Consider the following 24,701-nt stretch of genomic DNA (forward strand, 5'->3'; position numbering starts at 1 on the left):
ATCGAGCGATGCGCAGGTGCGGCTCTCACGGGCCGTGGAACCGACAATGGAAAGGCCGCCTCTCGGGGCGGCCTTTCTTTTTGCGCCCGGAGGTGGCTTATCGGCGTGCGCGCCGGCATCCCCCTCCTGTCATGCCCGGGCTTGTCCCGGCCATCCCGGTGGAACGAAGCGCCGCGCCTTTCCGATCGTCATCACCGGCACAAGGCCGGTGATGACGAAAGGGTCGTGTCTCGACCGGACGTCTAGAGCATCGGACGTGAAAAGTGGACCCACTTTTGGGATCGGATCCGATGCTCCACTCTTGGCTGGCGCATCGTTCGGGGCGGAAAACCGGATCCACTTTTCCGCACGATGCTCTAAGCCCCGAGAAGCTTGCCCGTGCGCTTCGCCTCCGTGCCGGCCACCTTGGCGAGCCGCATGCCCCGGGTCACGAAGCGCACGGCGATCCGGGCGAACATCACCCCGTCGGTCGGAGACCTGACCAGGGTCATGGCGCCGGTGAGCGGATCGATCACCTCGCCGATCACCTCGCCCTCCTTCACGCTCGTGCCGACCTCGGTCCGGAACACCAGAATGCCGGTGGCCGGAGCCTGGACGGGCTCGGAGGCGGCGAGCGGCGTCGCCCGGCAGAGCGCCTCGGGCACAGCGGGAGCCTCGCCGGCAACGACGCCGCGCAGGGTCAGGTAATCGATCATCGCGGCCGCATCGGCCCGGCCCGTCTCGTGGGTCACGTCCCGCTCGCCCCGGAACTCGAGGGTCGTCGAGTGGCAGGCGAAGGGGACGGGATGATCGGGGAAGCGCTCGGCAAGTTCCGCCCAGGGCCGGCTGCAGGCCTCGTCGAAGGGCTCGTCGCCCGACACGTCGGCAATGAGATAGGCGTGGGCGCCGAGCAGCGCCGAGAGGGGGGCGAACTCCTCCTCCGAGCGGCCATGGGTGTAGAGATGCACCACCGCTTCCGAATCGCAGTGCAGGTCGAGGACGATGTCGGCTTCCTGGGCGAGCCCCAGCAGGGCCTTCTTCATGACCTCGGCGGCGTTCGACGGAAGCCAGGCTTCGAGTTCGGCCCGCAGGGCCTCCCGGATCACGCGGACATTCGCCTCCCCGTCCTGGGTGAGCCTGCCCTCGACCCGCTCGGCCACCTTGGGCACGAGGTGAGGATAGCCGCGGTTGAAGTTGACCCCGTCGGCCAGGTGGAAGCGGCCGATATGGTCGCCCATCACCCGCTGGGCGAGGCCGATGGGATTGGCGGAGGGCACCAGGATGATCTCGCCCCTGATCCGGCCCTCGGCCTCGAGCGCGCCGAGGCGCTCGCGCAGGTGATGGGCGGCGATCATGCCGGGGATCTCGTCTGCATGGAGCGACGCCTGGACATAGACGCGGGGGCGGGCGCCCGCGGAGCCGAAGCGCTGGACCGTCAGCGACAGGTCGGCTCCGGGCGCCAGGGGGGACAGGGCAATCTGTTCTGTTCTCATGACTCGACAATCGGTGGAGGCCACGGGGCGACGCGGCCCCATAGGTCGGGTTGACCCCGTCAGGTAGCCTGCCACCCCTGCGATTGGAAGACGAAACGCTGCGGATTCGACACGATGGCGGCCAGCCCCTCCAGGGCAGGCTCCGGATTGACGATGGCGTAGACGGGCACCTTCCGGGCCCAGCCGTCGTGCGGCGCCTTGCGGTCGAAGGCCTCGCGGAAGTCGCCGGCTTGGAGGATGTCGACCATGCGGGGCGCGATGCCGCCTGCGATGAAGACGCCGCCGGAGGATTCGAAGGTCAGCGCCAGGTCGCCCGCGAAGCGCCCGAGGAAGCGCGCGAAATGCGACAGCGCATCGTTTGCGAGCGCATCCCCCTCGCGGGCCGCCGCCAGGACGTCGTTGGGGATCCTGAAGGGGCAATCGACGCCGCGATGGGCCGCGAGCGCCCTGGCGATGCGGAACAGGCCGGGACCGGACAGCACGACCTCTCCGGAGACCCGTCCGCCGACCCGCTCCAGATGCGGCCAGATGGCGGTCTCCTCGTCGTTCGTCGGGCCGAACTCCATGTGGCCCGCTTCGGTGGCGAGGATCGCCAGGCGGTCCTCCACGGGAACGAGCGCCCCGGCGCCCAGGCCGGTTCCGGGCCCGAGCACGACGCGCGCCCCGGGCTTCGCCGCCGGGAAGCTGCCGATCGGCGCGAGATCGCCCTTGGTCTCGTCGAGCACCGTCACCGAGGCGGCGACGGGCGTGTAGTCGTTGACCAGGGTCACGCGCTCAAGGTCGAGGGCCTGCCCGATGGCCTTCGCGTCGATCACCCAATGGGCGTTGGTAAGGCGGATCGCGGGCGCGTCCACCCGCGTCGCCACCGCGATGATGGCGGAGCGGGGCGCCGGCCCGTCATAGGCTTCGAGCGCGATCCGGATCGCCCCCACGGGGTCCGGCGTCTGTGCCGTCAGGGTCCTGGGCAGCAGCCGAACGGCGGCACCCGGCGCGGGCAGCATGGCGAAGCGGGCGTTGGTTCCGCCGATATCCCCGAGCAGAACAGGAAATGCGAACATCGAAACCTATCGTCCTTTCCGCGTCACGCGCCCGATCCCGATGATCAGAACGCCTCCTCCCAGCTCCGGCTCAGGCGAACCGCGGAGTTGATGAGACCGACCATGGAATAGGTCTGGGGGAAGTTGCCCCACAGCTCTCCGGTCGTGAAGTCCGCATCCTCGGAGAAGAGTCCGAATGAATTGCGCAAACTCAGGATGTGCTCGAACAGTTCCTTCGCCTCGTCCTTGCGCCCGATGACGTTCAGGGCATCCACGTACCAGAAGCCGCAGATCATGAAAGCGGTATGCATGAGGCCGAAATCGTCTTCCACATCATAACGCAGCAGAAGATCGCCGCGCCGCAGCTTCGAGCCCACGGCCTCCACGGTGGCGATGAAGCGCGGATCGTCCGGCTTCACGAAATCGAGTTCGGCGAGCAGCAGGAGCGTCGCGTCGAGATCCTCGCCGTCGAAGGACGACACGAAGGTTCCCTTCTCCGGATTGTAGGCGCGCTCGTTGATCACCCGGTGCATATGGTCGGCGTTCTCGCGCCAGAACGCGGCCCGGTCCTCGCGGCCCATGGCCTCGGCGATCTTGATGAGGCGGTCGCAGGCCGCCCAGCACATCACGCTCGGAAACGTGTGCACGGCCGCCTTGGTGCGCAGCTCCCACGGGCCGGCATCGGGCTGGTCGAAGACCTCGATGGCGCGCTGTCCCAGCTTCTCCAGATGGGAGAACAGGGCCCGGTTGCCGGTGCGGATCAGGCGCTTGTCCAGGAACGCATGGACGGACGCCAGGACGATGCTGCCATAGGCGTCGTTCTGGATCTGCGTATAGGCCGCGTTGCCGACCCGCACGGGCCCCATGCCGCGATAGCCGGCCAGCGCCGTCGCCTCGCGCTCCTCCAGGTCCGGCGAGCGCGTGATGCTGAAGAGCGGCGGCATGTCCTTCTGGTCGGGGATGGCCTCCATGTCGTCGACGATGTTGGTGATGTAGGTGAGGTATTCCTCCATCGTCTTGGTGGTGCCGAGCCGGTTGAGGGCCTGGATGACGAAATAGGCGTCCCGCAGCCAGCAATAGCGGTAATCCCAGTTGCGCTTGGTGTGCGGGGCTTCCGGCACCGAGGTGGTGAGCGCCGCCACGATGGCGCCCGTCTCCTCGTAATTGCACAGCTTGAGCGTGATCGCCGCGCGGATCACCGCCTCCTGCCAGTCGAACGGAATCGAGAGCGAGCGCACCCAGTCGCGCCAGAAATCCACCGTGCTGTCGAGGAACGCGCGGGCGGTGGAATCCGTCTCGGACCGCAGAGGCTCGTCCTCCCCGAAGAAGAACGACAGGGGCCGGTCCACCACGAAGGGGCGCTCGTCCTGCACGTAGGACACGGAGGCGTCGGTGGTGAGCCGCAGGGAATAGGCCGGCCCGACGAAGCGCAGATGGTTGCTGCCGCGGGTCAGGTTCGGCGGGCAGCTGCCCCAGTCGTAATGGGGGCGCAGCCGCACCCGGATGCGCGGGCGGCCCTTCACCGGATAGACCCGGCGGATGAGCATCGGCGGCCGGAAGGTGCGGTCGTAGTGCTTGAAGCGCGGGGCGAAATCCGTGACCTCGAGGATGTTGCCGAAGGAATCGGTCATCCGCGACACGAGAACCGCCGTGTTCTCGAGATAGGTCTGCTCGCAGGACACCATGCCGACCATGTCGATGGCGAAGACGCCCTTCTGCTCCGCATCGGTCTGGCCCTCGGGGCTGTCGAGCAGCGCGGAGAAGACCGGGTCGCCGTCGAAGCGAGGAAAGCAGCTCCAGACGATCTGGGCACGGCGGTCCACCAGGGCCGAGATCGTGCAGTTGCCGATAACGGCAAGATCAAGCGAACTCATGTCAGCAATCATCCCCTTTGAAAGGCAGGGTTCCTTCGAAAGCCCACGTGGACAGGCAATGTCGCAGATCCGCAGGCGTTCCAAGACGAACCTTGGCAATGGTATCTCCCGCGCCGATGCGCACGGACAGGCCGCCATGCGCATTCACGGCCTTGAACCCGTTCTCGTCGGTCAGGTCGTCGCCGACGAAGACCGGACGCCGCCCCCTGTAGGGGGCCTCCTGGAGGAATCGCTCGATCACCTTGCCCTTCCCGGCCGCCGAGGGAAGGATTTCTGCCACAGCTTTCCCGTGTTGAACACGGTAATCCGCGCCCAGCGCCTCGACGGCCGCGTGGGCGGTGGCGAGAGCGAAATCCTTCTCGTGCGGGGCCAGGCGCCAGTGAACCGCGACCGAGCAGCCCTTGTCCTCGATGAGCACGCCCTCCTTGCCCGACACGATCGCGCGCAGGCGCTCGACCGCCGCGCGCAGGGCCGGGTGCTCGTCCGGATCGCACATGGACAGTTTCCCGGCGATCCGGTGCTCGAGCCCGTGAAGGCCGGCCATGTCGAAGGCATGGGGCACGAAGCGTCCGTCGAGGAACGCGACGGGACGGCCGCTGATGATGGCGAGCGCGCCGCCGAGCCGCTCCTGAAGGCGCGTCAGAACCGGGGGAAGAGCCGGGTCCACCCGGACCGCGTCCGGACGCTCGACGATGTCCACCAGCGTTCCGTCGAAATCGAGAAAGAGGGCGTAACGCTCGTTCGTGTCGGGCATCGGGCCTTGTCCTGCAGGAGCCTCACGCATTGGCCGGCGCAAGCCTCCGTCCCTTCGCGATCAGTCGCCGGATCCGCTGCTGCTTGCGCAGGCGGGAGGCGGCCAGCAGCATCTGGCCCGCCCAGCGATAGACGTTGCGCTCCTTGACCTGATCGCGCATCAGCCGCATCCGCTCGCGCTGCTCGGGCTGCGGCATGGTGAGCGCGCGATTGATGGCCTCGCCCATGGCGTGGGCATTGTAGGGATTCACGATCAGCGCCTCGGACAATTCGCGGGACGCGCCGGCGAAAGCCGACAGGATCAGCACGCCCTGCTCATCGTCCCGGGCGGCCACGAATTCCTTGGCCACGAGGTTCATGCCGTCGTGCAGGCTCGACACGATGCACAGATCCGCCGCCCTGAAGAGCTCGAAGACCTGGTCGGGCTCGTGATGGCGGATGAGGAGCTTGATCGGCTCGTCATCGCCGCGGCCGTGCTTCTCATTGATCTCGCGCGCCAAGGCTTCGGCCTCTTCCTGGAGTTGGCGGTAATTTGACAGCTTGCTCCTGGTAGGCGCCGCCACCTGAACGAAAGCAAAATTTCCGTGCCATTCCGGATGTTCGGTCAGGAGCGCGTCGATGGCCTGCATGCGGTCGATGATGCCCTTCGTGTAGTCGAAGCGCTCGATGCCGACGCCGATGCGCATGTCCGGGGACAGTCCCAGACGCTCGCGCACGATCCTGCGGCATTCCTCCACGGACTTCTGCCCCTCCATGGCGGTGGGAGGCCATTCGATGGAGATCGGATAGGGCCGGATCAGCGTCTCCTCGCCGCCAAAGAACACCGAGTCCTTCTCCCGGTCGATGCGGCTCTCCACGTAGGAATCGACCGCATCCAGGAAATTGTTGCAATGCGCCTGGGTGTGGAAGCCGAGGATCGACGAGCCCAGCAGACCGTCGATGATCTCCTCGCGCCAGGGACAGATGCCGAATGTTTCCGCATTCGGCCACGGAATGTGCCAGAAGGTCACGATGGTCGCCCGGGGCAGCCGGTCGCGGATCATGCGCGGCAGGAGGGCGAAATGATAGTCCTGCACGAGGATGATCGGGTCCTCGCGCTTGGCCTCGGCCACGATGGCCTCCGCGAACTTCTCGTTGACGGACCGGTAGAACTGCCAGTCCGACTCCCGGAAGATCGGACGCACGAAGGCGATGTGGCACAGGGGCCAGAGGCCCTCGTTGGCCGCGCCGTAATAGTAGCCGTCCTGCTCCTCCTCCGAGAGCCAGACGCGGCGCAGGGTGTAGGACGGGTGATTGGGGGGAACGGGCACCCGGTCGCTGGCGTCGACGGTGTCCCGGTCGGCCGTTCCGCTACCGTGGGCCACCCAGGTGCCGCCGCAGGCGCGCACCACCGGCTCCAGGGCGGAGACGAGGCCGCTCGCCGGGATCTGCAGGGAGATCTCGCCGCCCTCGGTGCGGTTGTGGATGTAGGGCTCGCGGTTGGACACCACGATGACCTCGGAGCCGGACAATTCGTTGGACAGGGCGGCCCGCAGGGTCTCCGGGCTCCAGTCCGTATGGGCCGCATCGATGGTCCGCCGCGAGGCTTCGAGCTCCTGGAGCACATCGCGGATCTCCTGGCCCAGGGGAATGATGTTCTCCTCCACGGGCGGAGTGGCATTGCCCGTCCGGGCGCTCTCGAGAGCCTGACGGATCGAGGCCAGCCACCGGCGCATGATGATGGCCGCGATCATGGCCGCGAGGGCCGCGGCCCCGAAGGCGACACCGGCCAGAGCGAGGAAGAGGTAGTTTCTCGCCTCGCCGCCGCGCTGGTCGGCATAGCTCAGGTCGTGCAAAACCACGAGGTGGCCCGGCCGGTTCGCGGCATTCAGCGGGAACGAGCTGACCAGGACGTTGTGATCCTGATTCCTGACGACGGAGAAGCTTTCCGCGTCCGATCGGGACGCCTCGGAGCAGGAGAAGGACGGCGGCATGTTGCTGGTGGGGAAGCGCAGCTCCTGCCCGTCGCAATAGCCGATGGCGAGAACCCGCTCGTCCGAGGCGATCCGCTCGAACAGGATGCCGGCCTGCTGCGTGTCGTTCCGGGCGAGCAGCCCGCTGATCTGGTCGCGGACGGAATTGAACACGAGGCGGGATCGCAGCTCGACATCGCGGCGCGACCATTGTTCCACGAAGGATGTCGCAAAGGGCAGCACGGCCAGGATGACGATGGCCGCGACAAGCATTGCGATACCGCCAAAGCGGAAGATGATCCTCAAAGCGCTTGGTTCCTCAAGAGATTCGACACCGACATCGAGGCCCCGGGCCGCGGCGCGAGCCGTCGGCGTTCGACCTCGATGGAAGGCCCCGGGGAGCGCGGCCTTCGCCCCTGTTATGGGCCCCCGGGCGGAACTTTCCAGGCTTGAGCGAGGCGGGATGGGCCTCGAGCCATGCCTGAAACGCAAACCGCGGCCGGTGCTGTCGGCACCGGCCGCGGTCTGTCGGCGTCTCAGGACAGGCGGGATCAGTGCTCGCGGAAGGCGCGGGCGATCTGCTCCTGCATCGGCTTGAAGAAATATTCGAACGGGGTGCGCTGGTTCACCTCGACGAAGACCTCCGCCTGCATGCCGGCGATGAGATGGATGTTCTCGAGCTTCTTGACCTCGTCCTGCGGCAACTCGATCCGGATCGTGTAGAAGGTCGCGCCGGTCTGCTGATCACGGGACACGTCGGCCGAGATCCGCTGGACCGTTCCGTGGAGGTCCGGAATCATGCGCGCGTTGGAGGCATGGACCTTGACGGTCGCCTTCTGTCCCATCTTCACCTGGTCGATCTCGTTGGGCAGCACCTTGGCCTCGAGCTCCAGCTTGTCGTTCACCGGAACGATGTTCATCACCGGCTCGGCCGGCGAGATCACGCCGCCGATCGTGTGAACGTTGAGCTGGTGGACGAAGCCGTCGCTGGGCGCCCGGATGTCGATGCGCTTCAGCTGATCCTCGGCGGCCACGCGCCGTTCGGTGTATTCCGCGATCTTGCCCTGGATCTCGCGCAGCTCCTGCATGGCCTCGGCACGCATCTGCTCGTCGATCTGGATGATCTGGAACTGGGTCTCGGCGATGCGGCTCTCGGCCTGGGCGACGGCCGCGATGAGCTGGCCGCGCTGGCCCTCGATGCTGGCGGCGTCGCGCTCGAGCGCGTTCAGGCGCGTGATCGGAACCAGGTTCCGGTCGTAGAGGTCACGAACGCCCTTCAGCTCGGCCACGATCAGATCCGCCTCGCGGGCCTTCGCGGTCTGCTGCGCCTTCAGTCCCACGATCTCGTCCTGGGACTGGGCGATGCGCTTCCTGAGCTGGTCCTTCTGCGCGTCGCGGGAGGCGCCGCGGGCCAGGAACAGCGTGCGCTCGGAGGACATGATCTTCTGAACCGCCGGGTCGCTGGACCGGTTGGCGAATTCCTCCGGGGTCTTGACCTCGGACGCCCCGTCGCGCTCCGCCTCGAGGCGGGCTTGGCGGCCGAGATATTCGTCGAGCTGCTTGGCCACCACCTGCAGGTTGGCCCGGGTCATGGTCTCGTCGAGGCGGATCAGGAGATCGCCCTGGGAGACCCGGTCGCCCTCCTTGACCTTCAGCTCGCCGACGATGCCGCCGGTCGAGTGCTGGACCTTCTTGACGCTGGTATCGACCACGAACTGACCGCCGGCCACCACGGCGCCGGACAGGGTCGAGGTCGCGGCCCAGAGGCCGATCGTCCCGCCGAAGAGGGCGATCATCGCCACGCCGCCAATGGTGGACTGGCGCAGGATCCGCTGGTGGACGGAGGGTTTCTTGGGAGCTTGAACGACCAACATTTAACCAACCTCTCGCAGGTTCGCCGCCTGGGCGGCCGGAGCCTGCTGCGGCCGCACCGGAGCCGGTGCCGGCGTCGCATTGCGTTTCATGACGGATTGCAGGACCTCGTCGCGCGGGCCCGCGGCCTTGATGCGGCCCTCTTCCATGATGGCGACCTGATCGACCTGGCCGAGAGCGGCCGGACGGTGCGTGATGACCACGACGACGCCGCCGCGCTTGCGCACCGACAGGATGGCCTGGTTCAGGGCTTCGTCGCCGGCGCCGTCGAGGCTGGCATTCGGCTCGTCGAGCACGACCAGGAACGGGTTGCCGTAGAGGGCGCGGGCGAGGGCCACGCGCTGGCGCTGGCCGCCCGACAGGGAGGCTCCGCCCTCGCCGATCCGGGTGTCGTAGCCGTCGGGCAGGTTGAGGACGAGCTCATGGGCGCCGGCCGTCTGGGCGGCGGCGATCACGTCCTGCGGCTTCGCATCGGGCTGGAAGCGGGAGATGTTCTCGGCGATGGTGCCTTCGAACAGCTCCACGTCCTGCGGCAGGTAGCCGATGTGCCGGCCGAGCGCATCCGGCTCCCACTGGTCGAGAGCCGCGCCGTCGAGGCGGATCTCGCCGCGCAGGGTCGGCCAGACGCCCACGAGGGCACGGGCGAGGGTCGACTTGCCCGAGGCGCTGGGGCCGATGAGGCCGAGGCCCTGACCGGCCTGGAGCTGGAGCGAGGCGGCCTGGACGATCGGCAGCGAAGCGCCGGGAGCCCCCACGTAGACCTCCTCCACCGACAGGGCGGCCTTCGGGGCCGGCAGCGGCATGCGCTGGCCCTGGGCGGGCACGAGGGTCATGATGTGCTGCAGGCGGCGATAGGCCTGGCGGGAGGCGGTGAAGCCCTTCCAGTGGGCGACCGCGATCTCGATCGGAGCCAGGGCGCGGGACATCAGGATCGAGCCGGCGATCATCAGGCCACCCGACATCTGGCCCTGGATCACGTAATAGGCGCCGAGGCCGAGGATGGCCGACTGTAGCACCATGCGGAACACCTTGGCGAAGGCGCTGATCCCGGCCGAGGATTCGCTGGCGAGCAGGCCGTCATTGACGTGGCGGACATGCACCTCGTCGTAGCGCTTGGCCAGGAAGCCCAGCATGCCGTTGGCCCTGATGGCCTCCGCGTTTCGGCGGCTGGTCTCGGCCATGGCATGGCGCTCGGCGCCGCTCTTGGTCACCTCGTAGGAGGGGGCCTTGCTCTTGGCGTCCGTGTACAGGGTCAGGAGGATGATGACGACGCCGCCGACCACCGACATGACGCCGATGCCGGGATGGATCATGAAGCAGCCGATGAGGAAGATCGGCATGAAGGGCATGTCGAACAGGGCCGTCGGGCCCAGGCTCGACAGGAAGCCGCGGATCGTGTCGAGATCGCGGATCGGCTGCATGCTCTCGGCCTGCTTGGCTCCCTTGAGCGGCATCGTGGCCACGAGATCGAAGACGCGGTGCGAGAGGATCTCGTCGAAACGGGCGCCGATGCGGGCGAGCATCCGGCCGCGCAGCATGTCGAGGCCACCGGAGAGCGCATAGGCGGCAAGCGTGATCAGCGAGAGACCGATCAGCGTGGGAATGCTCCGGCTCGACAGCACCCGGTCATAGACCTGGAGCATGTAGATGGAGCCCGTGAGAGCCAGAAGGTTGACCACTGCCGAGAAGGCGGCAACCCCGGTGAAGGAGGGAAGGCACGATTTCAGAGCGTCTTGGACCTCTGTGCTTTCTTCCCGATTTCTCGATGCCTGCTTCATGTTGTCTTTCCGATAGGCGGACCAGTGACCCGGCGCCGTCAAGATTGTAGAACCGTAGCGTAAGGATATACCTTATCACAACGTTTGCCACCTGACGATGGCTGCGATGTCGGGCTGTGGCCCCACAAGAGTATCTCGTTATAGTTAGGCCTGGAAGGCCAGGTTTCTCAGCACTCTTATGGGTATCGAGATGCCCCTAAGGTGGTCGCGTTCCGTAACGACACCTTTTGTAACCCTATTCTATGTAACATTGTCAACAAAAACTTAGAGACCGCCCTGCAAATTTTATGCCCCTCTTCGTTCGGAGAGGTCATGCAATGCAATGACTTAACGCCAGGGATAACGCTTTGGTAAACTTTTAGGGTTAATGGTCTCTGACCTGGAAATGAGGTCGGAATATGGACATCAACATACGTTCTCAGGACTGCAGCGAAGCCGCGAAACGGACCGGCGCATCGTCCGCCGGACCCGTCCAGATCGACCCCACGGCCAGCGCGGCCCTGGAAGAGGCCATCAGAAGCGCGAAGCTTCGCCCGAAATTCTCCTCCCCCGAGGGACCGGCCCGGGAGAAGGTCCCGGCCGGCGCGACATCCTCCGCGGCCCGTTTCCTCGCCCAGGCCGCCGTGGCCCTCGTGCTCGTCGGAGCCGGGTGGTCGGCCTCCTACGTGGGAACCCTGGCCAACCGGGACGCCGTCGGCAGGCTCGAGGCCGAGACGGCCCGCAGCCGGGAGATTCTTGCCCGCCTGAGCACGGATCTCGACGCCCTGCGGGAAACCGTGGTCGCGTTCAAGGATGTCGAGCACACCGCCTCCACCTCCTCGGCTTCCGAACAGTCGAAGCTCTCCGACAGGATCGAGCGCCTCGCCACCAGCCTGCAGGAGCCCGGCAGGAAGCTTGCGGGTCTCGAGGATCGGCTCGACCGGATGGAGAGCCAGATCCTCACCACCCTAGCCGGCCTGAACCCGAAGCCGGCGGCGCCCGCCGCGCCTCCGGTCACGGAAGCGGCCCTCAAGGAGGAAACCCCTGCCCCGAAGCCGGAGGCGGTCGCGCTGAAGCCGGAGCCCCCGGCTCCCAAGCTGGCGAGGAGCGAGCCGGTCGACGGATGGGTCCTGCGCGAGGTCTATGACGGCGCGGCCCTGGTCGAGAACCGCAACCGACGCCTCTACGAGGTCATGCCGGGCGGCGTCCTCCCGGGCGTCGGCCGCATCGAAGGCATCGAGCGTCGCGGCGCCCGCTGGGTCGTGGTCACCGACAAGGGGTTCATCGGCACCTATCGCTAGAGCTGTTTCCACTAGCGTGGAATTACCTCTCTTCTTTGCCATGCCGCATTTTTGACGGCGAACCGGATCCACTTCGCCGAAAAATGCGCTAATGAGGGATGATCAGCCTCAGCCCGTAGACGAGCCCCGCGAACACCGCGAGGCTCGCCCCGTACAGGGCCACGAACCAGAGCAGGCGCTTCGAACGCGGCTCCGGCGGACGGTGCGTCTCGGCCCCCATCAGTGATAACCGTAGCCGCCGCCGGAGATCTCGTCCGCCACCTTGCCGCGGAAGACGTAATAGGCATAGGCCGTGTAGGCGAAGGTGATCGGCAGCACGATCGCGAAGCCCACCAGGGCGAAGAGCTGGGAGTTCACCGTGTTGGCCGTGTCCCAGATCGTGAGGTTCGGCGGCACGATGTAGGGGAAGAGGCTGACCCCGAGACCGAGATAGCCAAGCAGGAACAGGCCGACCGCCAGGAAGAACGGGCGCACATGACGCCCCTCCTCCAGATCGCGCAGGAGCCTGTAGGCCACGTACGCGGTCACCAGGGGAATCGGCGCGAGGAACGCGATGTTGGGCCAGGAGAACCAGCGCGTCTCGATCTGCCGCCCCAGGAACGGCACCCACACGGACACGGCCGCCATGGCGAGCACGGTGGCGACGAGAAAGCGCACGGCCATGCGCCGCGCCCAGATCTCCAGTTCGCCCGTGGTCTTCATCACGCACCAGGTCGCGCCGAGAAGCCCGTAGCCGAAGATCAGGCTGAGGCCGGTGAGCACGCTGAAGGGCGTGAGGAAATCGAAGGTGCCGCCGGTGAACTGGCGCCCGTCGGTGGCGAATCCCTGGACGAAGGCGCCCAGCACCATGCCCTGGAAGAAGGTCGCCAGCAGCGAGCCGAAGAAGAAGGCGTTGTCCCAGAGGAATTTCGACCGGTCCGCCTTGAAGCGGAACTCGAAGGCGACGCCGCGGAAGATCAGCGCGATCAGCATGAGGATGATCGGCACGTAGAGGGCCGGCATGAGCACCGCATAGGCGATGTGGAACACGGCGAAGAGACCGCCGCCGCCGAGGATGAGCCAGGTCTCGTTGCCGTCCCAGATCGGTGCGACCGAAAACATCATGCGGTCGCGCCAGTTCCCGCTGCGGGCCGCCTTGAACAGAATGCCGACGCCGAGATCGAACCCGTCGACGATCACGTACATGGCCACGGCCACCGCGATCAGACCCGACCAGATCAGCGGCAGCCAGAAGGCCAGTCCTTCGTGTTCCATCCCGAAGCCGAACATGCCTCGCCCTCCTATTCCGCCGGCTGTGCACGATGTCGAGAGCGCCCTTCGAGCCCTTCGTCGGGCAACGAGAACGGACGCTTCGGCTTCTTGTCGAGATCGTCTCCCCGGATGTCCTCGATCGGATCGGGCCCGCGCCGCAGGAGCTTGGCGAGATAATAGGAGCCGAAGCCGAACACGAAGGCATAGACGACGATGAAGGTCAGGAGCGATGCGGTGACCGCGCCGGGCGCGATGGGAGACACCGCGTCCACCGTGCGCAGATGTCCGTAGACCACCCAGGGCTGGCGGCCGATCTCCGCCGTGAACCAGCCGAAGAGCACGGCGCCGAAGCCCGAGGGCGTCATGATCATGGCGGCGGTCAGGAACGGCCTGTTGCTGAACAGCGTACCCTTCCAGCGCAGATACAGGCTCCACAGGCCGAGTCCGAGCATCGCGAAGCCGATGCCGACCATGATGCGGAAGGAGAAGAAGACCGGCCAGACGGGCGGGCGCTCGTCCCGGGGAACCTCCTTCAGGCCCGGCACGACGCCGTGGAAGGCATGCGTGAGAACCCAGCTGCCGATTTTCGGAATGCCGATCTCGTAATGGTTCGTTTCCGCCACCTCGTCCGGAATGGCGAAGAGGCGCAGCGGCATGTTCGCCATGCGGTCCCAGTTGCCCTCGATGGCGGCCAGTTTCGTCGGCTGGTACTTGAGCACGCCGAGGCCGTGGAGATCGCCGATGACGATCTGGATCGGCACGAAGATGGTCGCGAACCACAGCGCCATGGACAGGGAGCGACGCGATCCCGCGAGCTTCGCCGCCGGAGCGTCGTGCGGATGCCGGAGCAGCATCCAGGCGGACATGCCGGCGACCGCGAACGCGGTCGTCAGGTAGCAGCCCATGACCATATGCGCATAGCGCAGGGGGAAGGACGGATTGAACACGACCTTGAACCAGTCGACCGGCACCGCCTTGCCGTTCTCGATGGCGAACCCGTCCGGCGTCTGCATCCAGGAATTGGCTGACAGAATCCAGAAGGCGGAGATCAGGGTCCCCAGGGCCACCATGCAGGTGGCGAAGAAATGGAGCCGGTCGCCGACCCTCTCCCAGCCGAAGAGCATGATGCCCAGGAAGGCAGCCTCCAGGAAGAAGGCCGTGATGACCTCGTAGGCGATGACCGGACCGAGCACGTTGCCGGTGAACTCGGAGAAGCGTGACCAGTTCGTGCCGAACTGGTAGCTCATCACGATGCCGGACACGACGCCGAGGCCGAAGGAGACCGCGAACACCTTCACCCAGAACCGGAAGAGCGTGCGGTAGAGCGGATTTCCGGTGCGCAGCCAGTTGAATTCGAGCGCCGCGAGCCAGCTGGCGAGACCGATGGTGAAAGCCGGAAAGATGATGTGGAAGGCGATCGTGAACGCGAACTGGATGCGCGAAAGCATCAGGGCGTCGAATTCCATGTCCTCTTCCCCTCGTCGGCCTACCTGCCTGCTTTTAGGGCGGCGGCAGGCAGGGACCAGGGGACGCGGCTCAATGAGCCCGCAAGGGTGGACGACGGTCCGCCCGGATCGGGCGCCATCCGGTGCTCAGGCGCTGCAGGGCTTCGAGCTCGATCGGGTCGTGGCTGCAGAAGATCTTGACGTCGCTGCGCCCGTCATTGGCGAGATCCCGCAGCCGCTCCTGGTTGTGAAGGCGCAGCCCCCGGTCCTCCTCCATCAGCCGCTGATAAGCCGCGAGACCGGGCGTGCAGGACGGGTCCGCGTCCATCTCGTGCCGGTAGAAATAGGCGTCGCCCGCATTGAGCAGCCACCCGTCCGGCGTGTCGATGGCGATCCCGGCATGGCCCATCGTGTGGCCCGGCAGGGGGATCATCAGGATCTCGGGCGGCAGCCCGTCGAGGTCGCGCACGGAGCCGAATCCGAACCAGCGCTCCCCGGTGGGATCGTAGAACCGCCAGTCGCGCACCTCGTCCCATTGCCCGGGACTGTAGCGGCGGCGGTGAATGAAGCCGTGCCTCACCTCGGCTTCCTCGACCTCCGCGCGCAGGACATGGACGACGGCTTCCGGGAAATCCTCGAGGCCGCCGGCATGATCGAAATCGAGATGGGTCAGCACGATGTGGCGCACGTCGCGGGGCGAGAAGCCGAGGCTCTTCACCTGTTCCAGCGCCGTGTAGCGGTGCTCGAGCCGGATGCGGTTCGTGTGGATGAAGAGCGGGCTGATCCGCCCATAGGGATCCTCCACGTCCCGGGAGCCGAATCCCGTATCCACGAGGACGAGCCCGCTGGTGTCCGTCTCGACCAGGAGGCAATGGCAGATGAGTTGTCCCGTCAGGCCCCGGCTGACGCCATCCCACAGCCGCCCGCCGACGGGACACATGCAACCGCAATTGAGATGATGGATGCGCATGGGGAGGCCTCGCTGGAATGAAGGTGGCGAAGCCCTAACGGGTCAGGCGGGAGAATGTTCGACCGTCGGAGGGGCCGTCTGTCCCTTCACCCATCCCTTCACCTGCGGCAGGCGAAGGGCGGGAACGTGCTCGCCGTTCCGGCATTCATGGCGGCGACGACCATCATGTTGGCGAGATCGAGTTCCTCCGCCGTGCGTGGGCAGACGTCGCCCTTCGTCGTGCAGCCCGAGGCTAGGAAAGCCTCATGGCGCTCGAGAAACTCCCGGCCCAGACCCTTCGTGCCCCTATGGGCGAGCGCATCGGACCAGGCTTTCCGGTAGCGGTCGCATTTGACCTCGGGCCAGCTCCGGGGCTCGCGCCCCTGCGCGAGAGCGGGCGCCGTTTCGCCCGCAAGGAAGCAGGCCAGGAAAGCCGCGAGGGCCGCCCCTATCGTCCACGGTGCCATCACAGTCCCGTCCGTTCGTTGCCGATGCGATGGACCATGGGACGGGAGAGGCGTCAAGGCTTGGGCCGCGCCTGAGCGTCATCCTTCCTCCCTGTCGTCACCGGCCTTGTGCCGGTGATCCCGATCGGATGGGCTCGGCGCCTCACGTCATCGGGATGGCCGGGACGAGCCCGGCCATGACGTGAGAGGCTCGACCGGTCCGGCATCTGATCCCGGACCGCTGCTCGACTTCATCCGGGCAGACCATGAACCAGGCATCGTCTCAAACCCGCATCTCGGGCTCCGTCTTGTCGGATTTCCTGGACGACGGGCGGCGGCGCTTCCTCGCGGGCTGCTTCTCGACCTCCCGGGAGATGCGCTGCTCCAGCAGCGCCAGCACGGCCGCCTCCTCGGGCTTGAGGCTGGCGAGATCCTCGCGCAGCTCGGTCTCGATCTCTTCCTTGACGTCCAGGAGCAGGCCGCCGTCGAGATAGGAGGCGAAGACCTCCGGATGCACGTAGCATTTGCGGCAGATGCTCGGCGTGTTGCCGAGGCGGGCGGACACCTTCTCGATGGCCGCCCGGATGTTCTTCTTTGCCTTGGCGTCGCTGTCGAACGCCTCGAATTCGGCCAGAGCCAGGGCCGCCAGAACGGTGCCGGCCCAGGTCCGGAAGTCCTTGGCCGTGATCTCGCTTCCCGTGATTTCCTTCAAGTAGGCGTTCACGTCGGCCGAGGTGACCGATTGCTGCTCGCCGTTCTCGTCGAGGTATTGAAACAGGTCCTGACCGGGCAGATCCTGGCAGGCCTTCACGATCTTGGCGATGCGCCGGTCCTTGACCTGCAGGCGCCAGGTCTTGCCGCTCTTGCCCTTGAACTGGAACCGCAGCTCGCCGCCGTCGACCTTCACGTGCGGGTCGCGCAGGGTGGTCAGGCCATAGCTCTTGTTCTGCTTGACGTAATCGGAGTTGCCCACCCGGATGAGCGTGTTCTCGAGCAGATGCACCACCGTGGCCAGCACCTTCTCGCGCGGAAGCCCGCGCAGGCTCATATGTGCGTCGATGGTCTTTCGGATGGCCGGCAGCCCGCGGGCGAACTCCAGCATGTGCTCGTATTTCGTGCTCTCGCGAACCTCCCGGAAGGCCGGATGGTAACGGTACTGCTTGCGGCCCTTGGCGTCGCGGCCCGTGGCCTGGATGTGGCCGTTCGCCTTCGTGCAGATCCACACGTCCGTGTAGGCGGGCGGGATCGCCAGCGACTTGATGCGCTCCAGGATCGACCTGTCGTCGATCGTCCTGCCGTCGGGGCCGGTATAGGTGAAGCCCTTGCCGGATTTCCTGCGCCGGATGCCGGGCTCCTCGTCGGAGACGTACCGCAACCCCGCCGATTCGGCGGCGTCACGCGGGTCGATGACATTCTCGGCGGTGGCGTTCGGTTCCGGCATGGAAGGCCTTTTGGAAAAAGCAGAACGTCAACCGGTCCGTGCCATCGCGGGTTCCCTGGGCGTCCTCGCCCCTGACGATTTGCCCCGGTCGTTCCGGATCTTGAAGACCAGAATGGTGGCGCTCAGGACCAGGCTCAGCAGGTTGAAGACCATCACGGGCCAGCTGCCGATCAGGAACCCGTAGGCCGACCACAGGACGAAGGCCGTCACCGTGACCACGTACATGTGCTTCGAGATGGCCCGCGTGTCGCGCTCCCGCCATGCCTTGACCACCTGGGGAATGAAGCTCGAGGTCGAGAGGAGGCCTGCGATCGTGGCCAGGACGGTCGGCAGCCATTCCGGCATGTCGGTTGTCTCCCATGTTTCGAGATGACGGCAACGGGTCCCGATCGGGGGAGTTCCCTTTTGCCCTTCGCGGGGGTTAGAAGGGCCCAGCCTCTTCATCCGGATCATCCCTTGTCTTCCTTGTCCCTGCCTGACGTCCAAGGCCGCAAGATCGTCTTCGTGATCACCGAGGACTGGTTCTTCGCCTCCCATTTCCTGCCCATGGCCAAGGCGGCCCGCGAGCTCGGGCTCGAGGTCACGGTCGTGACCCGCGTGCGCACGCACCGGGAGGCGATCGAGGCCACGGGGGCGAAAGTGGTCCCGCTCGAAGCCGAGCGGCGTAGCCTGAATCCCATGGCGGCCGGCTATGCGGCCGGTCAGCTTGCCGCGATCCTGAAGGCCGAGAAGGCCGATCTCGTCCATTGCATCGCCCTCAAGGGAATCCTGGTCGGAGGCTTCGCGGCCGCCCTGGCGGGGATCGGCCGCCGGGTCTATGCGCTGACCGGCTCGGGCTTCCTGGGAGCCCGGACGGACAGGATCGCACGCCTCTCGCAGCGCGCCGTGCGCCTGCTCGTGCGCGGGCTCGAAACCCGCCAGACCCGCTATGTCTTCGAGAACACGGACGATCCCAAGCTCCTCGGGCTCGATCCCGCGAGCGAGCGCGTCACCATTCTCGGCGGAGCCGGCATCGACCCGGACCATTTTCGGCCCACCCCCCTGCCCGTGCAGCCGCCGCTCAGGATTGCGGTGGTGGCCCGCATGCTCTGGTCCAAGGGCATCGACCTGGCCGTGGAAGCGGTCCGTCGGGCACGGGCGGAGGGCGCGGCCGTCGAGCTCTCCCTTTACGGCGCCCCGGATCCCTCGAACCCGAAGGCGATTCCGGAGGAGACCCTGAAGGCCTGGAGCGCCGAGCCCGGCATCTCCTGGCATGGGCCCACGCGGGACGTGGCCGCCGTCTGGCGCGCGCATCACGTGGCCTGCCTGCCCTCGCGCGGCGGCGAGGGGCTTCCGCGGACGCTGCTGGAGGCCGCCGCCTGCGGCCGCGCCATCGTGACGACCGATGTTCCCGGCTGCCGGACCCTGGTGCGGGACGGGATCGAAGGGCGCCTCGTTCCGGCCGACGACACGGACGGCCTGGCGGAGGCGCTCACGGCCTTGTCCGGCCAGCCGGACATCGTCGCCCGCATGGGCGAGGCGGCGCGCACGCGCGTTCTCGACGGTTTCACGGAACGGGATGTCATCGAGAGCGTCAAACGGCTTTACCGCTCGATGCTGGCCTCATGATCTCCGACCCCATCGCCTTCATCCGCTCCGAGACCCGGCTCCGCCCCGTGCCTCACGCGCCGGAAATCTCCCTGCACGTGGCCGACGAAGCGACGGAGCTCTGGCAGAAGACCGAGGAGGAACTGGGCGAGATCGGCCTGCCGCCGCCCTTCTGGGCCTTCGCCTGGGCGGGCGGACAGGCGCTTGCCCGCTACGTCCTCGATCATCCGGAAACCGTCCGCGGGCGGCGCGTCCTGGATTTCGCCTCGGGCTCGGGCCTCGTCGCCATCGCGGCCATGAAGGCCGGCGCCTCCGCGGTGACCGCCTGCGACATCGATGCCTTCGCGGTCGCGGCGATCGGCATGAACGCCGCGGCCAACGGCGTTTCGTCGATCACCCCGCTCCGGGAGGACGTCGTGGGGCAGGATCGCGGCTGGGACGCGGTGCTCGCCGGCGACATCTGCTACGAGCGCGATCTCGCCGAGCGGGTGACCGACTGGCTGCTTTCCTTGAGCCGGAGGGGCGCCACCGTCCTGATCGGCGATCCCGGACGCAGCTACCTTCCCAAGGATCGCCTGGAGAACCTCGCCGTCTACGAAGTGCCTGTCACCCGGACTCTCGAGGATTCCGACGTGAAGAGCTCGAGCGTCTGGCGCTTCCGGCAGCCCTAGAGCATCGGACGGAAAAGTGGCCCCGGTATTCCGTTCTGACCGATGCTCTCATTCAAGAAGAAAGCATCGGATCGATCCCAAAAGTGCAAGTCCACTTTTGGGTCCGATGCTTTAGCTCGACTCTATGCAAATCTGCAACGTTGGATTGCAGACGCGGGGGCGTTTCCCCACTTTATTTATGTAGTGTTATAACCTATATGAATTGGGTGGATTCGTGCCTCGCACGGGGCGCAGAGCAGGCGGGGGCGCCAGATTTTAGTCATTTAGCCAGGGATGATCCAATGGCCCATGCATTATCGCTTCACCACAGACTTTCCCACGCGGACGCTCCGACCGACTCGGACAGAACGGAACGCGCCATCGCCCAGTCGGAAGCCGTCTGCCGATCGAAGGGCGCGCGGCTCACCCCGATCCGCCGCCGGGTGCTCGAAGCTCTCCATGGGGTCGACGGGCCGCTCGGCGCCTACGACCTGGTGGATCTGCTCGGCTCGCAGGGGCGGCGCATGGCTCCCATCACCATCTACCGCGCCTTGGACTTCCTCATCGAGCAGGAGCTGGTGCATCGGCTGGCGAGCCGCAACGCCTACATCGCCAGTTCGGGGACCGTCGCCGGCGCACGCACGACGGCGTTCCTGATCTGCGACGGATGCGGGGACGTGAACGAAATCGCGTCCCCGGACGTGGCCGAGACCGTGCTCAAGGTCCTCCGGGATCAGGGCTACCAGCCGCGCACGAAGGTTCTGGAGATCACCGGGCGTTGCGCCCGGTGCCAGGACGTTCACTGAGGCGACGTTCTCCGCACCATTAAGCCGCGCTTGACGAAGCAGATGTTTGGCATCAGCTAAACGGCGGCAGCCTGGAGCTGCCGTCGTGGAATGCAGCATGTCCCTCATCTCGCCCTCTGAGCCCGTCTCCGAAAGCCTCGCCGGCTCCGCCCCGCGCCACCGTACGGTGGGCGTGCGCGTCGGATCCGTCATGGTCGGCGGCGGCGCGCCGATCGTGGTCCAGTCGATGACCAACACGGATACGGCGGACGTGGACGCGACCGTCGCCCAGGTGGCGGCGCTCGCCCGCGCGGGGTCGGAGATCGTGCGCATCACCGTCGATCGCGACGAGGCGGCCGCGGCCGTGCCGAAGATCCGCGAGCGGCTCGACCGGCTCGGCGTCGACGTGCCGCTGGTCGGCGACTTCCATTATATCGGCCATCAGCTCCTCGCCGACCATCCGGCCTGCGCCGAGGCGCTCGCCAAGTATCGCATCAATCCGGGCAACGTGGGCTTCCGGGAGAAGAAGGACCGGCAGTTCGGCGCCATCGTCGAGCAGGCGATCCGGCATGGCAAGGCGGTCCGGATCGGGGCCAACTGGGGGTCTCTCGACCAGGAGCTGCTGACGCATCTGATGAACGAGAACGCGGCCTCGGCGAGCCCGCGCGACATGCGCTGGGTCACCCGCGAGGCCATGATCCAGTCGGCCCTGCTCTCCGCCGCCCGTGCGGAGGAGATCGGCCTCGGGCGCGACCGGATCATCCTGTCGGCCAAGGTCTCGGCGGTGCAGGACCTGATCGCCGTCTATCAGGATCTGGCCCGCCGCTCCGATTACGCGATCCATCTCGGGCTCACCGAGGCCGGCATGGGCACGAAGGGCATCGTGGCGTCCTCGGCCGCCATGGGGATCCTGCTCCAGCAGGGGATCGGCGACACGATCCGCTATTCCCTGACCCCGGAGCCCGGCGGCGACCGGACCCTGGAGGTCAAGACCGCCCAGGAACTGCTCCAGACCATGGGGTTCCGAACCTTCGTGCCGCTCGTCGCCGCCTGCCCGGGCTGCGGGCGGACCACCTCGTCGGTATTCCAGGAACTGGCCCGGGACATCCAGACCTGGATCTCCACCTCGATGCCCGAGTGGCGCCGGATCTACCCGGGCGTCGAGAACCTCAACGTGGCCGTGATGGGCTGCATCGTGAACGGGCCGGGCGAGTCGAAGCACGCGAATATCGGCATCTCCCTGCCCGGCACCGGCGAGCAGCCCGCGGCACCTGTCTTCATCGACGGGAAGAAGGCCATGACCCTGCGCGGCCCGACGCTCGCCCAGGATTTCCAGAAGATCGTGATCGACTACATCGAGAAGAGCTATGGCCAGCCGGGGCGCGACGCCGCCGAGTGAGGCGGCAAGCGTGGCCATGGAACCTCCTGCGAAATTCCGTTTTTAAGCTAAGGCGCGATATGCTAGAGAGCCGCCGCGCCGGCAATGACGGCCGCTGCGCTCGTTGGAGAAGGGGGCCGCCCTTCGTCGTCTACAGGGTACTTCAACAAGGGCCGTCCGCGGGCACGTCCGCAAAGAAAAGCACACATGGCAGAACAGCACGCCGTTGCCCCGGGACATGCAGATTCCGCAGCCCCTGAGGCCACCTTACCGGACAGCCATTTCAAGGCGAGCTTCTGGACCCTGACCCTCGGCGCCATCGGGGTCGTCTATGGCGATATCGGCACCAGCCCGCTTTACGCCATGCGGGAGACGGTGTTGGCCGCCACCGGCGGTCACCATGGAACGCCCGTTCCCCTGACCCGCGAGCTCGTGATCAGCATCCTGTCGCTCCTGCTCTGGGCCCTCATCCTCACCGTGTCGGTGAAATACGTGGTCCTGCTGCTCCGGGCCGACAACAAGGGCGAAGGCGGCTCGCTCACCCTGGTCGCCCTGGCGCAGCGCGCGCTCGGGCGACGGAGCCTTCCGATCCTCATGATGGGCATGGCGGGCGCGGCCCTCTTCTACGGGGACGCGGCGATCACGCCGGCCATGTCCGTGCTGTCGGCCCTGGAAGGACTCAAGCTCGTGGGTCCGTCCTTCGAGGCCTATATCCTGCCGGGCGCCGTGGCGATCCTTGTCGCCCTCTTCGCCGTGCAGAGCCGCGGCACCGGCAAGGTGGCGGCCTTCTTCGGCCCTCTCACGCTCCTGTGGTTCATCAGCATGGGGGCCCTCGGCCTCCTCCACATCGCCGACGATTGGGAGGTCCTGCTCGCGTTCAACCCGTATCACGGCGTCTCCTTCCTGGTCACGCACCCGGGCACCGCCTTCGCGATCCTCGGCAGCGTCTGCCTGGCCGTGACCGGCGCCGAGGCGCTCTACGCGGATCTCGGCCATTTCGGCCGCAGGCCCATCCGCACGGCCTGGAGCACGGTGGTCTTTCCGGCTCTCGCCCTGAACTATCTCGGCCAGGGTGCGCTCGTGCTGTCGAACCCTGATGCCATCGCCAATCCCTTCTTCCTTCTGGCCCCGCCCTGGCTGCTCCTGCCCCTCGTGATCCTCGCCACCCTGGCAACCATCGTGGCGAGCCAGGCCGTGATCACGGGCGCCTATTCCCTGACCCGGCAGGCCGTCCAGCTCGGCATCCTGCCGCGGCTGGAGGTCCGCTTCACCTCGGAGACCCATCAGGGCCAGATCTATCTGCCGCGGGTGAACTGGCTCCTGCTCGCCGCCGTGGTCAGCCTGGTGCTGCTCTTCGGCTCCTCCAGCAATCTCGCCAGCGCCTACGGCATTGCGGTCTTCGGCACCATGGTGGTCACCACCCTGCTCGCCTGCGTGGTCATGAGCCGGAGCTGGGGCTGGGGGCCGGTGAAGACCGGGCTCATCATGATCCCGCTTCTCCTGATCGACCTCACCTTCCTGTCCTCGAACCTGGTGAAGCTCCTCGACGGCGGCTATGTCCCGCTCGTCATCGCGGGCGTTTTCTTCGTGCTCATGTGGACCTGGGTGAAGGGAACCCGGATCCTGTTCGAGAAGACCCGCAAGATCGACGTGCCCTTCCTCGAGCTCGTGCAGATGCTGGAGAAGAGCCCGCCGCACCGGGTGAAGGGCACCGCCGTCTTCCTGACCAGCGACCCGGATACCGCCCCGGCGGCCCTGCTGCACAACCTCAAGCACAACAAGGTGCTGCACGAGAAGAACGTGATCCTGACCGTCAACAGCGCGGACGTTCCGCGCGTGGAGGACGAGGACCGCGTGGCCATTGAGCATGTGGGCGATTCATTCTGGCGCATCCGCCTGAGCTACGGCTACATGGAAACGCCCAACATTCCCCGGGGCCTCGCGATCCTGCGCAAGCAAGGCTTCAAGTTCGACATCATGGCGACCTCGTTCTTCCTGTCCCGCCGCTCGATCCGCCCCGCGAGCCAGTCCGGCATGCCGCTCTGGCAGGACAAGCTGTTCATCGGCCTGGCGAAATCGGCGAGCGACGCCACCGACTTCTTCCAGATCCCCACGGGACGCGTCGTCGAGGTGGGCACCCAGGTCACGGTGTAAGCCTGTTGCGCGCGAGAGAACGTGATGTCAGTTTCGATGCTCCATGACTGACATCAGCCTCATCCCCCCGAGCCTGGATTGGCTTCCCTTCTATGCCGATGCTCTCGAGCGCGGATGGTCACCCAACACGGACCAGGACGTCAGCCGCGAGCAGCTCCTGCAGCTCCGGCGCGATCCCGAGCGGTTTCTCCACGACCTCTACCACAGCCCGATGGTCCGGCTGGCGGACGGGCAGGAGGTGCCGCGCCTGCCGGCGCACGATTACTGGATCAGCGACGGCACGTTCTGCGGCCGCATCGGCTTTCGCTTCCAGCCCGGGACGGAAGAGCTGCCGCTCGCCGTCTACGGCCATATCGGCTACACCATCGTGCCCTGGAAGCAGCGCCGCGGCTACGCCACGCAGGCCCTGCGCATGATCCTGCCGGTCTGCCGCTCGGAGGGCTTCTCGCGCGTGCTGATCACCTGCGACGACGACAACGATGCTTCGCGAAAGGTCATTCTGGCCAACGGCGGCATCCCTGCGGGCTCCGTGCCGCACAACCGCCGCCCGGGTCACGTCAAGCTGGCATTCTGGGTTCCGACGACCCAGGATTGACG

The 24,701-nt window shown here is 66.6% G+C and carries 21 protein-coding genes; 7 read left to right on the top strand and 14 right to left on the bottom strand.

All coding sequences use genetic code 11. The features are described from left to right. Positions 1–356 precede the first annotated feature (356 nt). The 7 genes from OCW50_RS20990 to OCW50_RS21020 all read right to left on the bottom strand — a co-directional run bounded on the left by OCW50_RS20990 (position 357) and on the right by OCW50_RS21020 (position 10,738). Positions 357–1,472 carry a succinylglutamate desuccinylase/aspartoacylase family protein gene (locus tag OCW50_RS20990; RefSeq protein WP_262298827.1) on the bottom strand — a complete coding sequence of 372 codons (1,116 nt, stop codon included), beginning with the start codon at positions 1,470–1,472 and terminating at the stop codon, positions 357–359. Between the two features lie 59 nt (positions 1,473–1,531). Next, entirely contained in the window at positions 1,532–2,473 is a 942-nt protein-coding gene (locus tag OCW50_RS20995) for a glucokinase (RefSeq protein WP_373371483.1), read from the bottom strand. A gap of 101 nt (positions 2,474–2,574) precedes the next feature. Next, positions 2,575–4,383, bottom strand: a complete 1,809-nt coding sequence (locus OCW50_RS21000; protein ID WP_262273370.1) for a glycoside hydrolase family 15 protein — start codon at positions 4,381–4,383, stop codon at positions 2,575–2,577. 1 nt (position 4,384) lies between these two features. Further along, positions 4,385–5,137, bottom strand: coding sequence for a trehalose-phosphatase (gene otsB, locus OCW50_RS21005; protein WP_262273371.1), 753 nt, complete (start codon positions 5,135–5,137; stop codon positions 4,385–4,387). Positions 5,138–5,159: 22 nt separating this feature from the next. Beyond that, a complete protein-coding gene (locus OCW50_RS21010) occupies positions 5,160–7,361 on the bottom strand; it encodes an alpha,alpha-trehalose-phosphate synthase (UDP-forming) (RefSeq protein WP_262298829.1) in 2,202 nt (733 codons plus the stop codon). 278 nt (positions 7,362–7,639) lie between these two features. Further along, the gene (locus OCW50_RS21015) at positions 7,640–8,962 is read right to left on the bottom strand and encodes an HlyD family type I secretion periplasmic adaptor subunit (protein WP_262298830.1); all 1,323 of its coding nucleotides are present in this window, start codon (positions 8,960–8,962) and stop codon (positions 7,640–7,642) included. Further along, positions 8,963–10,738, bottom strand: coding sequence for a type I secretion system permease/ATPase (locus OCW50_RS21020; RefSeq protein ID WP_262298831.1), 1,776 nt, complete (start codon positions 10,736–10,738; stop codon positions 8,963–8,965). It abuts the gene before it with no gap. A gap of 398 nt (positions 10,739–11,136) precedes the next feature. Here OCW50_RS21020 and OCW50_RS21025 point away from each other — a divergent pair, with 398 nt between their 5' ends. Next, complete coding sequence (locus tag OCW50_RS21025; RefSeq protein WP_262298832.1) at positions 11,137–12,018, top strand: hypothetical protein; 882 nt, start codon at positions 11,137–11,139, stop codon at positions 12,016–12,018. A gap of 88 nt (positions 12,019–12,106) precedes the next feature. Here the strand turns inward: OCW50_RS21025 and OCW50_RS21030 are convergent, their stop codons facing one another. The 7 genes from OCW50_RS21030 to OCW50_RS21060 all read right to left on the bottom strand — a co-directional run bounded on the left by OCW50_RS21030 (position 12,107) and on the right by OCW50_RS21060 (position 17,895). Then, complete coding sequence (locus tag OCW50_RS21030) at positions 12,107–12,238, bottom strand: DUF2474 domain-containing protein (protein ID WP_262273106.1); 132 nt, start codon at positions 12,236–12,238, stop codon at positions 12,107–12,109. Beyond that, positions 12,238–13,287: a cytochrome d ubiquinol oxidase subunit II gene (gene cydB, locus OCW50_RS21035; RefSeq protein WP_262273107.1), complete on the bottom strand. Its 1,050-nt coding sequence runs from the start codon at positions 13,285–13,287 to the stop codon at positions 12,238–12,240. The genes OCW50_RS21030 and cydB overlap by 1 nt, the downstream gene beginning before the upstream one ends. Before the next feature lie 11 nt (positions 13,288–13,298). Continuing rightward, complete coding sequence (locus tag OCW50_RS21040; protein ID WP_262298833.1) at positions 13,299–14,735, bottom strand: cytochrome ubiquinol oxidase subunit I; 1,437 nt, start codon at positions 14,733–14,735, stop codon at positions 13,299–13,301. Positions 14,736–14,805: 70 nt separating this feature from the next. Next, on the bottom strand, positions 14,806–15,684 hold the full coding sequence (locus OCW50_RS21045; protein ID WP_262273109.1) for an MBL fold metallo-hydrolase: 879 nt from the start codon (positions 15,682–15,684) through the stop codon (positions 14,806–14,808). Between the two features lie 98 nt (positions 15,685–15,782). Next, positions 15,783–16,130 (bottom strand): hypothetical protein, encoded by a 348-nt coding sequence (locus OCW50_RS21050; RefSeq protein WP_262298834.1) that lies wholly within the window; start codon positions 16,128–16,130, stop codon positions 15,783–15,785. 262 nt (positions 16,131–16,392) lie between these two features. Then, complete coding sequence (locus tag OCW50_RS21055; RefSeq protein ID WP_262298835.1) at positions 16,393–17,550, bottom strand: DNA topoisomerase IB; 1,158 nt, start codon at positions 17,548–17,550, stop codon at positions 16,393–16,395. A 27-nt stretch (positions 17,551–17,577) separates the two neighbouring features. Then, positions 17,578–17,895, bottom strand: a complete 318-nt coding sequence (locus OCW50_RS21060; RefSeq protein WP_262298836.1) for a SemiSWEET family sugar transporter — start codon at positions 17,893–17,895, stop codon at positions 17,578–17,580. 111 nt (positions 17,896–18,006) lie between these two features. On the opposite strand from OCW50_RS21060, the gene OCW50_RS21065 reads away from it, so the two are divergent. The 6 genes from OCW50_RS21065 (at position 18,007) to OCW50_RS21090 (ending at position 24,699) form a co-directional block, all read left to right on the top strand. Further along, positions 18,007–19,158 (top strand): glycosyltransferase family 4 protein, encoded by a 1,152-nt coding sequence (locus OCW50_RS21065; protein ID WP_262298837.1) that lies wholly within the window; start codon positions 18,007–18,009, stop codon positions 19,156–19,158. Beyond that, positions 19,155–19,808: a class I SAM-dependent methyltransferase gene (locus tag OCW50_RS21070; RefSeq protein ID WP_262298838.1), complete on the top strand. Its 654-nt coding sequence runs from the start codon at positions 19,155–19,157 to the stop codon at positions 19,806–19,808. Before OCW50_RS21065 ends, OCW50_RS21070 begins: the two co-directional genes overlap by 4 nt. A 281-nt stretch (positions 19,809–20,089) precedes the next feature. Further along, positions 20,090–20,593, top strand: coding sequence for a Fur family transcriptional regulator (locus OCW50_RS21075; RefSeq protein ID WP_262298839.1), 504 nt, complete (start codon positions 20,090–20,092; stop codon positions 20,591–20,593). Between the two features lie 97 nt (positions 20,594–20,690). Further along, positions 20,691–21,971 carry a flavodoxin-dependent (E)-4-hydroxy-3-methylbut-2-enyl-diphosphate synthase gene (gene ispG, locus OCW50_RS21080; protein WP_262298840.1) on the top strand — a complete coding sequence of 427 codons (1,281 nt, stop codon included), beginning with the start codon at positions 20,691–20,693 and terminating at the stop codon, positions 21,969–21,971. Between the two features lie 186 nt (positions 21,972–22,157). After that, positions 22,158–24,104, top strand: a complete 1,947-nt coding sequence (locus tag OCW50_RS21085) for a potassium transporter Kup (RefSeq protein ID WP_262273117.1) — start codon at positions 22,158–22,160, stop codon at positions 24,102–24,104. Positions 24,105–24,147: 43 nt separating this feature from the next. Further along, positions 24,148–24,699 carry a GNAT family N-acetyltransferase gene (locus OCW50_RS21090; RefSeq protein WP_262298841.1) on the top strand — a complete coding sequence of 184 codons (552 nt, stop codon included), beginning with the start codon at positions 24,148–24,150 and terminating at the stop codon, positions 24,697–24,699. Positions 24,700–24,701 lie beyond the last annotated feature (2 nt).

This window comes from Microvirga sesbaniae (genome assembly GCF_025460805.1).
GTDB classification, from domain to species: Bacteria; Pseudomonadota; Alphaproteobacteria; order Rhizobiales; family Beijerinckiaceae; genus Microvirga; species Microvirga sesbaniae.

What these genes read in the sequence shown, in the direction of transcription:
- OCW50_RS21025 (WP_262298832.1), top strand. Translation starts at nt 11,137, where the DNA reads ATGGACATCAACATACGTTCTCAGGACTGCAGCGAAGCCGCGAAACGG.
- OCW50_RS21060 (WP_262298836.1), bottom strand. Translation starts at nt 17,895, where the DNA reads ATGCCGGAATGGCTGCCGACCGTCCTGGCCACGATCGCAGGCCTCCTC.
- OCW50_RS21000 (WP_262273370.1), bottom strand. Translation starts at nt 4,383, where the DNA reads ATGAGTTCGCTTGATCTTGCCGTTATCGGCAACTGCACGATCTCGGCC.
- otsB (WP_262273371.1), bottom strand. Translation starts at nt 5,137, where the DNA reads ATGCCCGACACGAACGAGCGTTACGCCCTCTTTCTCGATTTCGACGGA.
- OCW50_RS21050 (WP_262298834.1), bottom strand. Translation starts at nt 16,130, where the DNA reads ATGGCACCGTGGACGATAGGGGCGGCCCTCGCGGCTTTCCTGGCCTGC.
- OCW50_RS21030 (WP_262273106.1), bottom strand. Translation starts at nt 12,238, where the DNA reads ATGGGGGCCGAGACGCACCGTCCGCCGGAGCCGCGTTCGAAGCGCCTG.
- OCW50_RS20990 (WP_262298827.1), bottom strand. Translation starts at nt 1,472, where the DNA reads ATGAGAACAGAACAGATTGCCCTGTCCCCCCTGGCGCCCGGAGCCGAC.
- OCW50_RS21040 (WP_262298833.1), bottom strand. Translation starts at nt 14,735, where the DNA reads ATGGAATTCGACGCCCTGATGCTTTCGCGCATCCAGTTCGCGTTCACG.
- OCW50_RS21010 (WP_262298829.1), bottom strand. Translation starts at nt 7,361, where the DNA reads ATGCTTGTCGCGGCCATCGTCATCCTGGCCGTGCTGCCCTTTGCGACA.
- OCW50_RS21055 (WP_262298835.1), bottom strand. Translation starts at nt 17,550, where the DNA reads ATGCCGGAACCGAACGCCACCGCCGAGAATGTCATCGACCCGCGTGAC.
- cydB (WP_262273107.1), bottom strand. Translation starts at nt 13,287, where the DNA reads ATGTTCGGCTTCGGGATGGAACACGAAGGACTGGCCTTCTGGCTGCCG.
- OCW50_RS21045 (WP_262273109.1), bottom strand. Translation starts at nt 15,684, where the DNA reads ATGCGCATCCATCATCTCAATTGCGGTTGCATGTGTCCCGTCGGCGGG.
- OCW50_RS21015 (WP_262298830.1), bottom strand. Translation starts at nt 8,962, where the DNA reads ATGTTGGTCGTTCAAGCTCCCAAGAAACCCTCCGTCCACCAGCGGATC.
- OCW50_RS21085 (WP_262273117.1), top strand. Translation starts at nt 22,158, where the DNA reads ATGGCAGAACAGCACGCCGTTGCCCCGGGACATGCAGATTCCGCAGCC.
- OCW50_RS21070 (WP_262298838.1), top strand. Translation starts at nt 19,155, where the DNA reads ATGATCTCCGACCCCATCGCCTTCATCCGCTCCGAGACCCGGCTCCGC.
- OCW50_RS21090 (WP_262298841.1), top strand. Translation starts at nt 24,148, where the DNA reads ATGACTGACATCAGCCTCATCCCCCCGAGCCTGGATTGGCTTCCCTTC.
- OCW50_RS20995 (WP_373371483.1), bottom strand. Translation starts at nt 2,473, where the DNA reads ATGCTGCCCGCGCCGGGTGCCGCCGTTCGGCTGCTGCCCAGGACCCTG.
- OCW50_RS21020 (WP_262298831.1), bottom strand. Translation starts at nt 10,738, where the DNA reads ATGAAGCAGGCATCGAGAAATCGGGAAGAAAGCACAGAGGTCCAAGAC.
- ispG (WP_262298840.1), top strand. Translation starts at nt 20,691, where the DNA reads ATGTCCCTCATCTCGCCCTCTGAGCCCGTCTCCGAAAGCCTCGCCGGC.
- OCW50_RS21075 (WP_262298839.1), top strand. Translation starts at nt 20,090, where the DNA reads ATGGCCCATGCATTATCGCTTCACCACAGACTTTCCCACGCGGACGCT.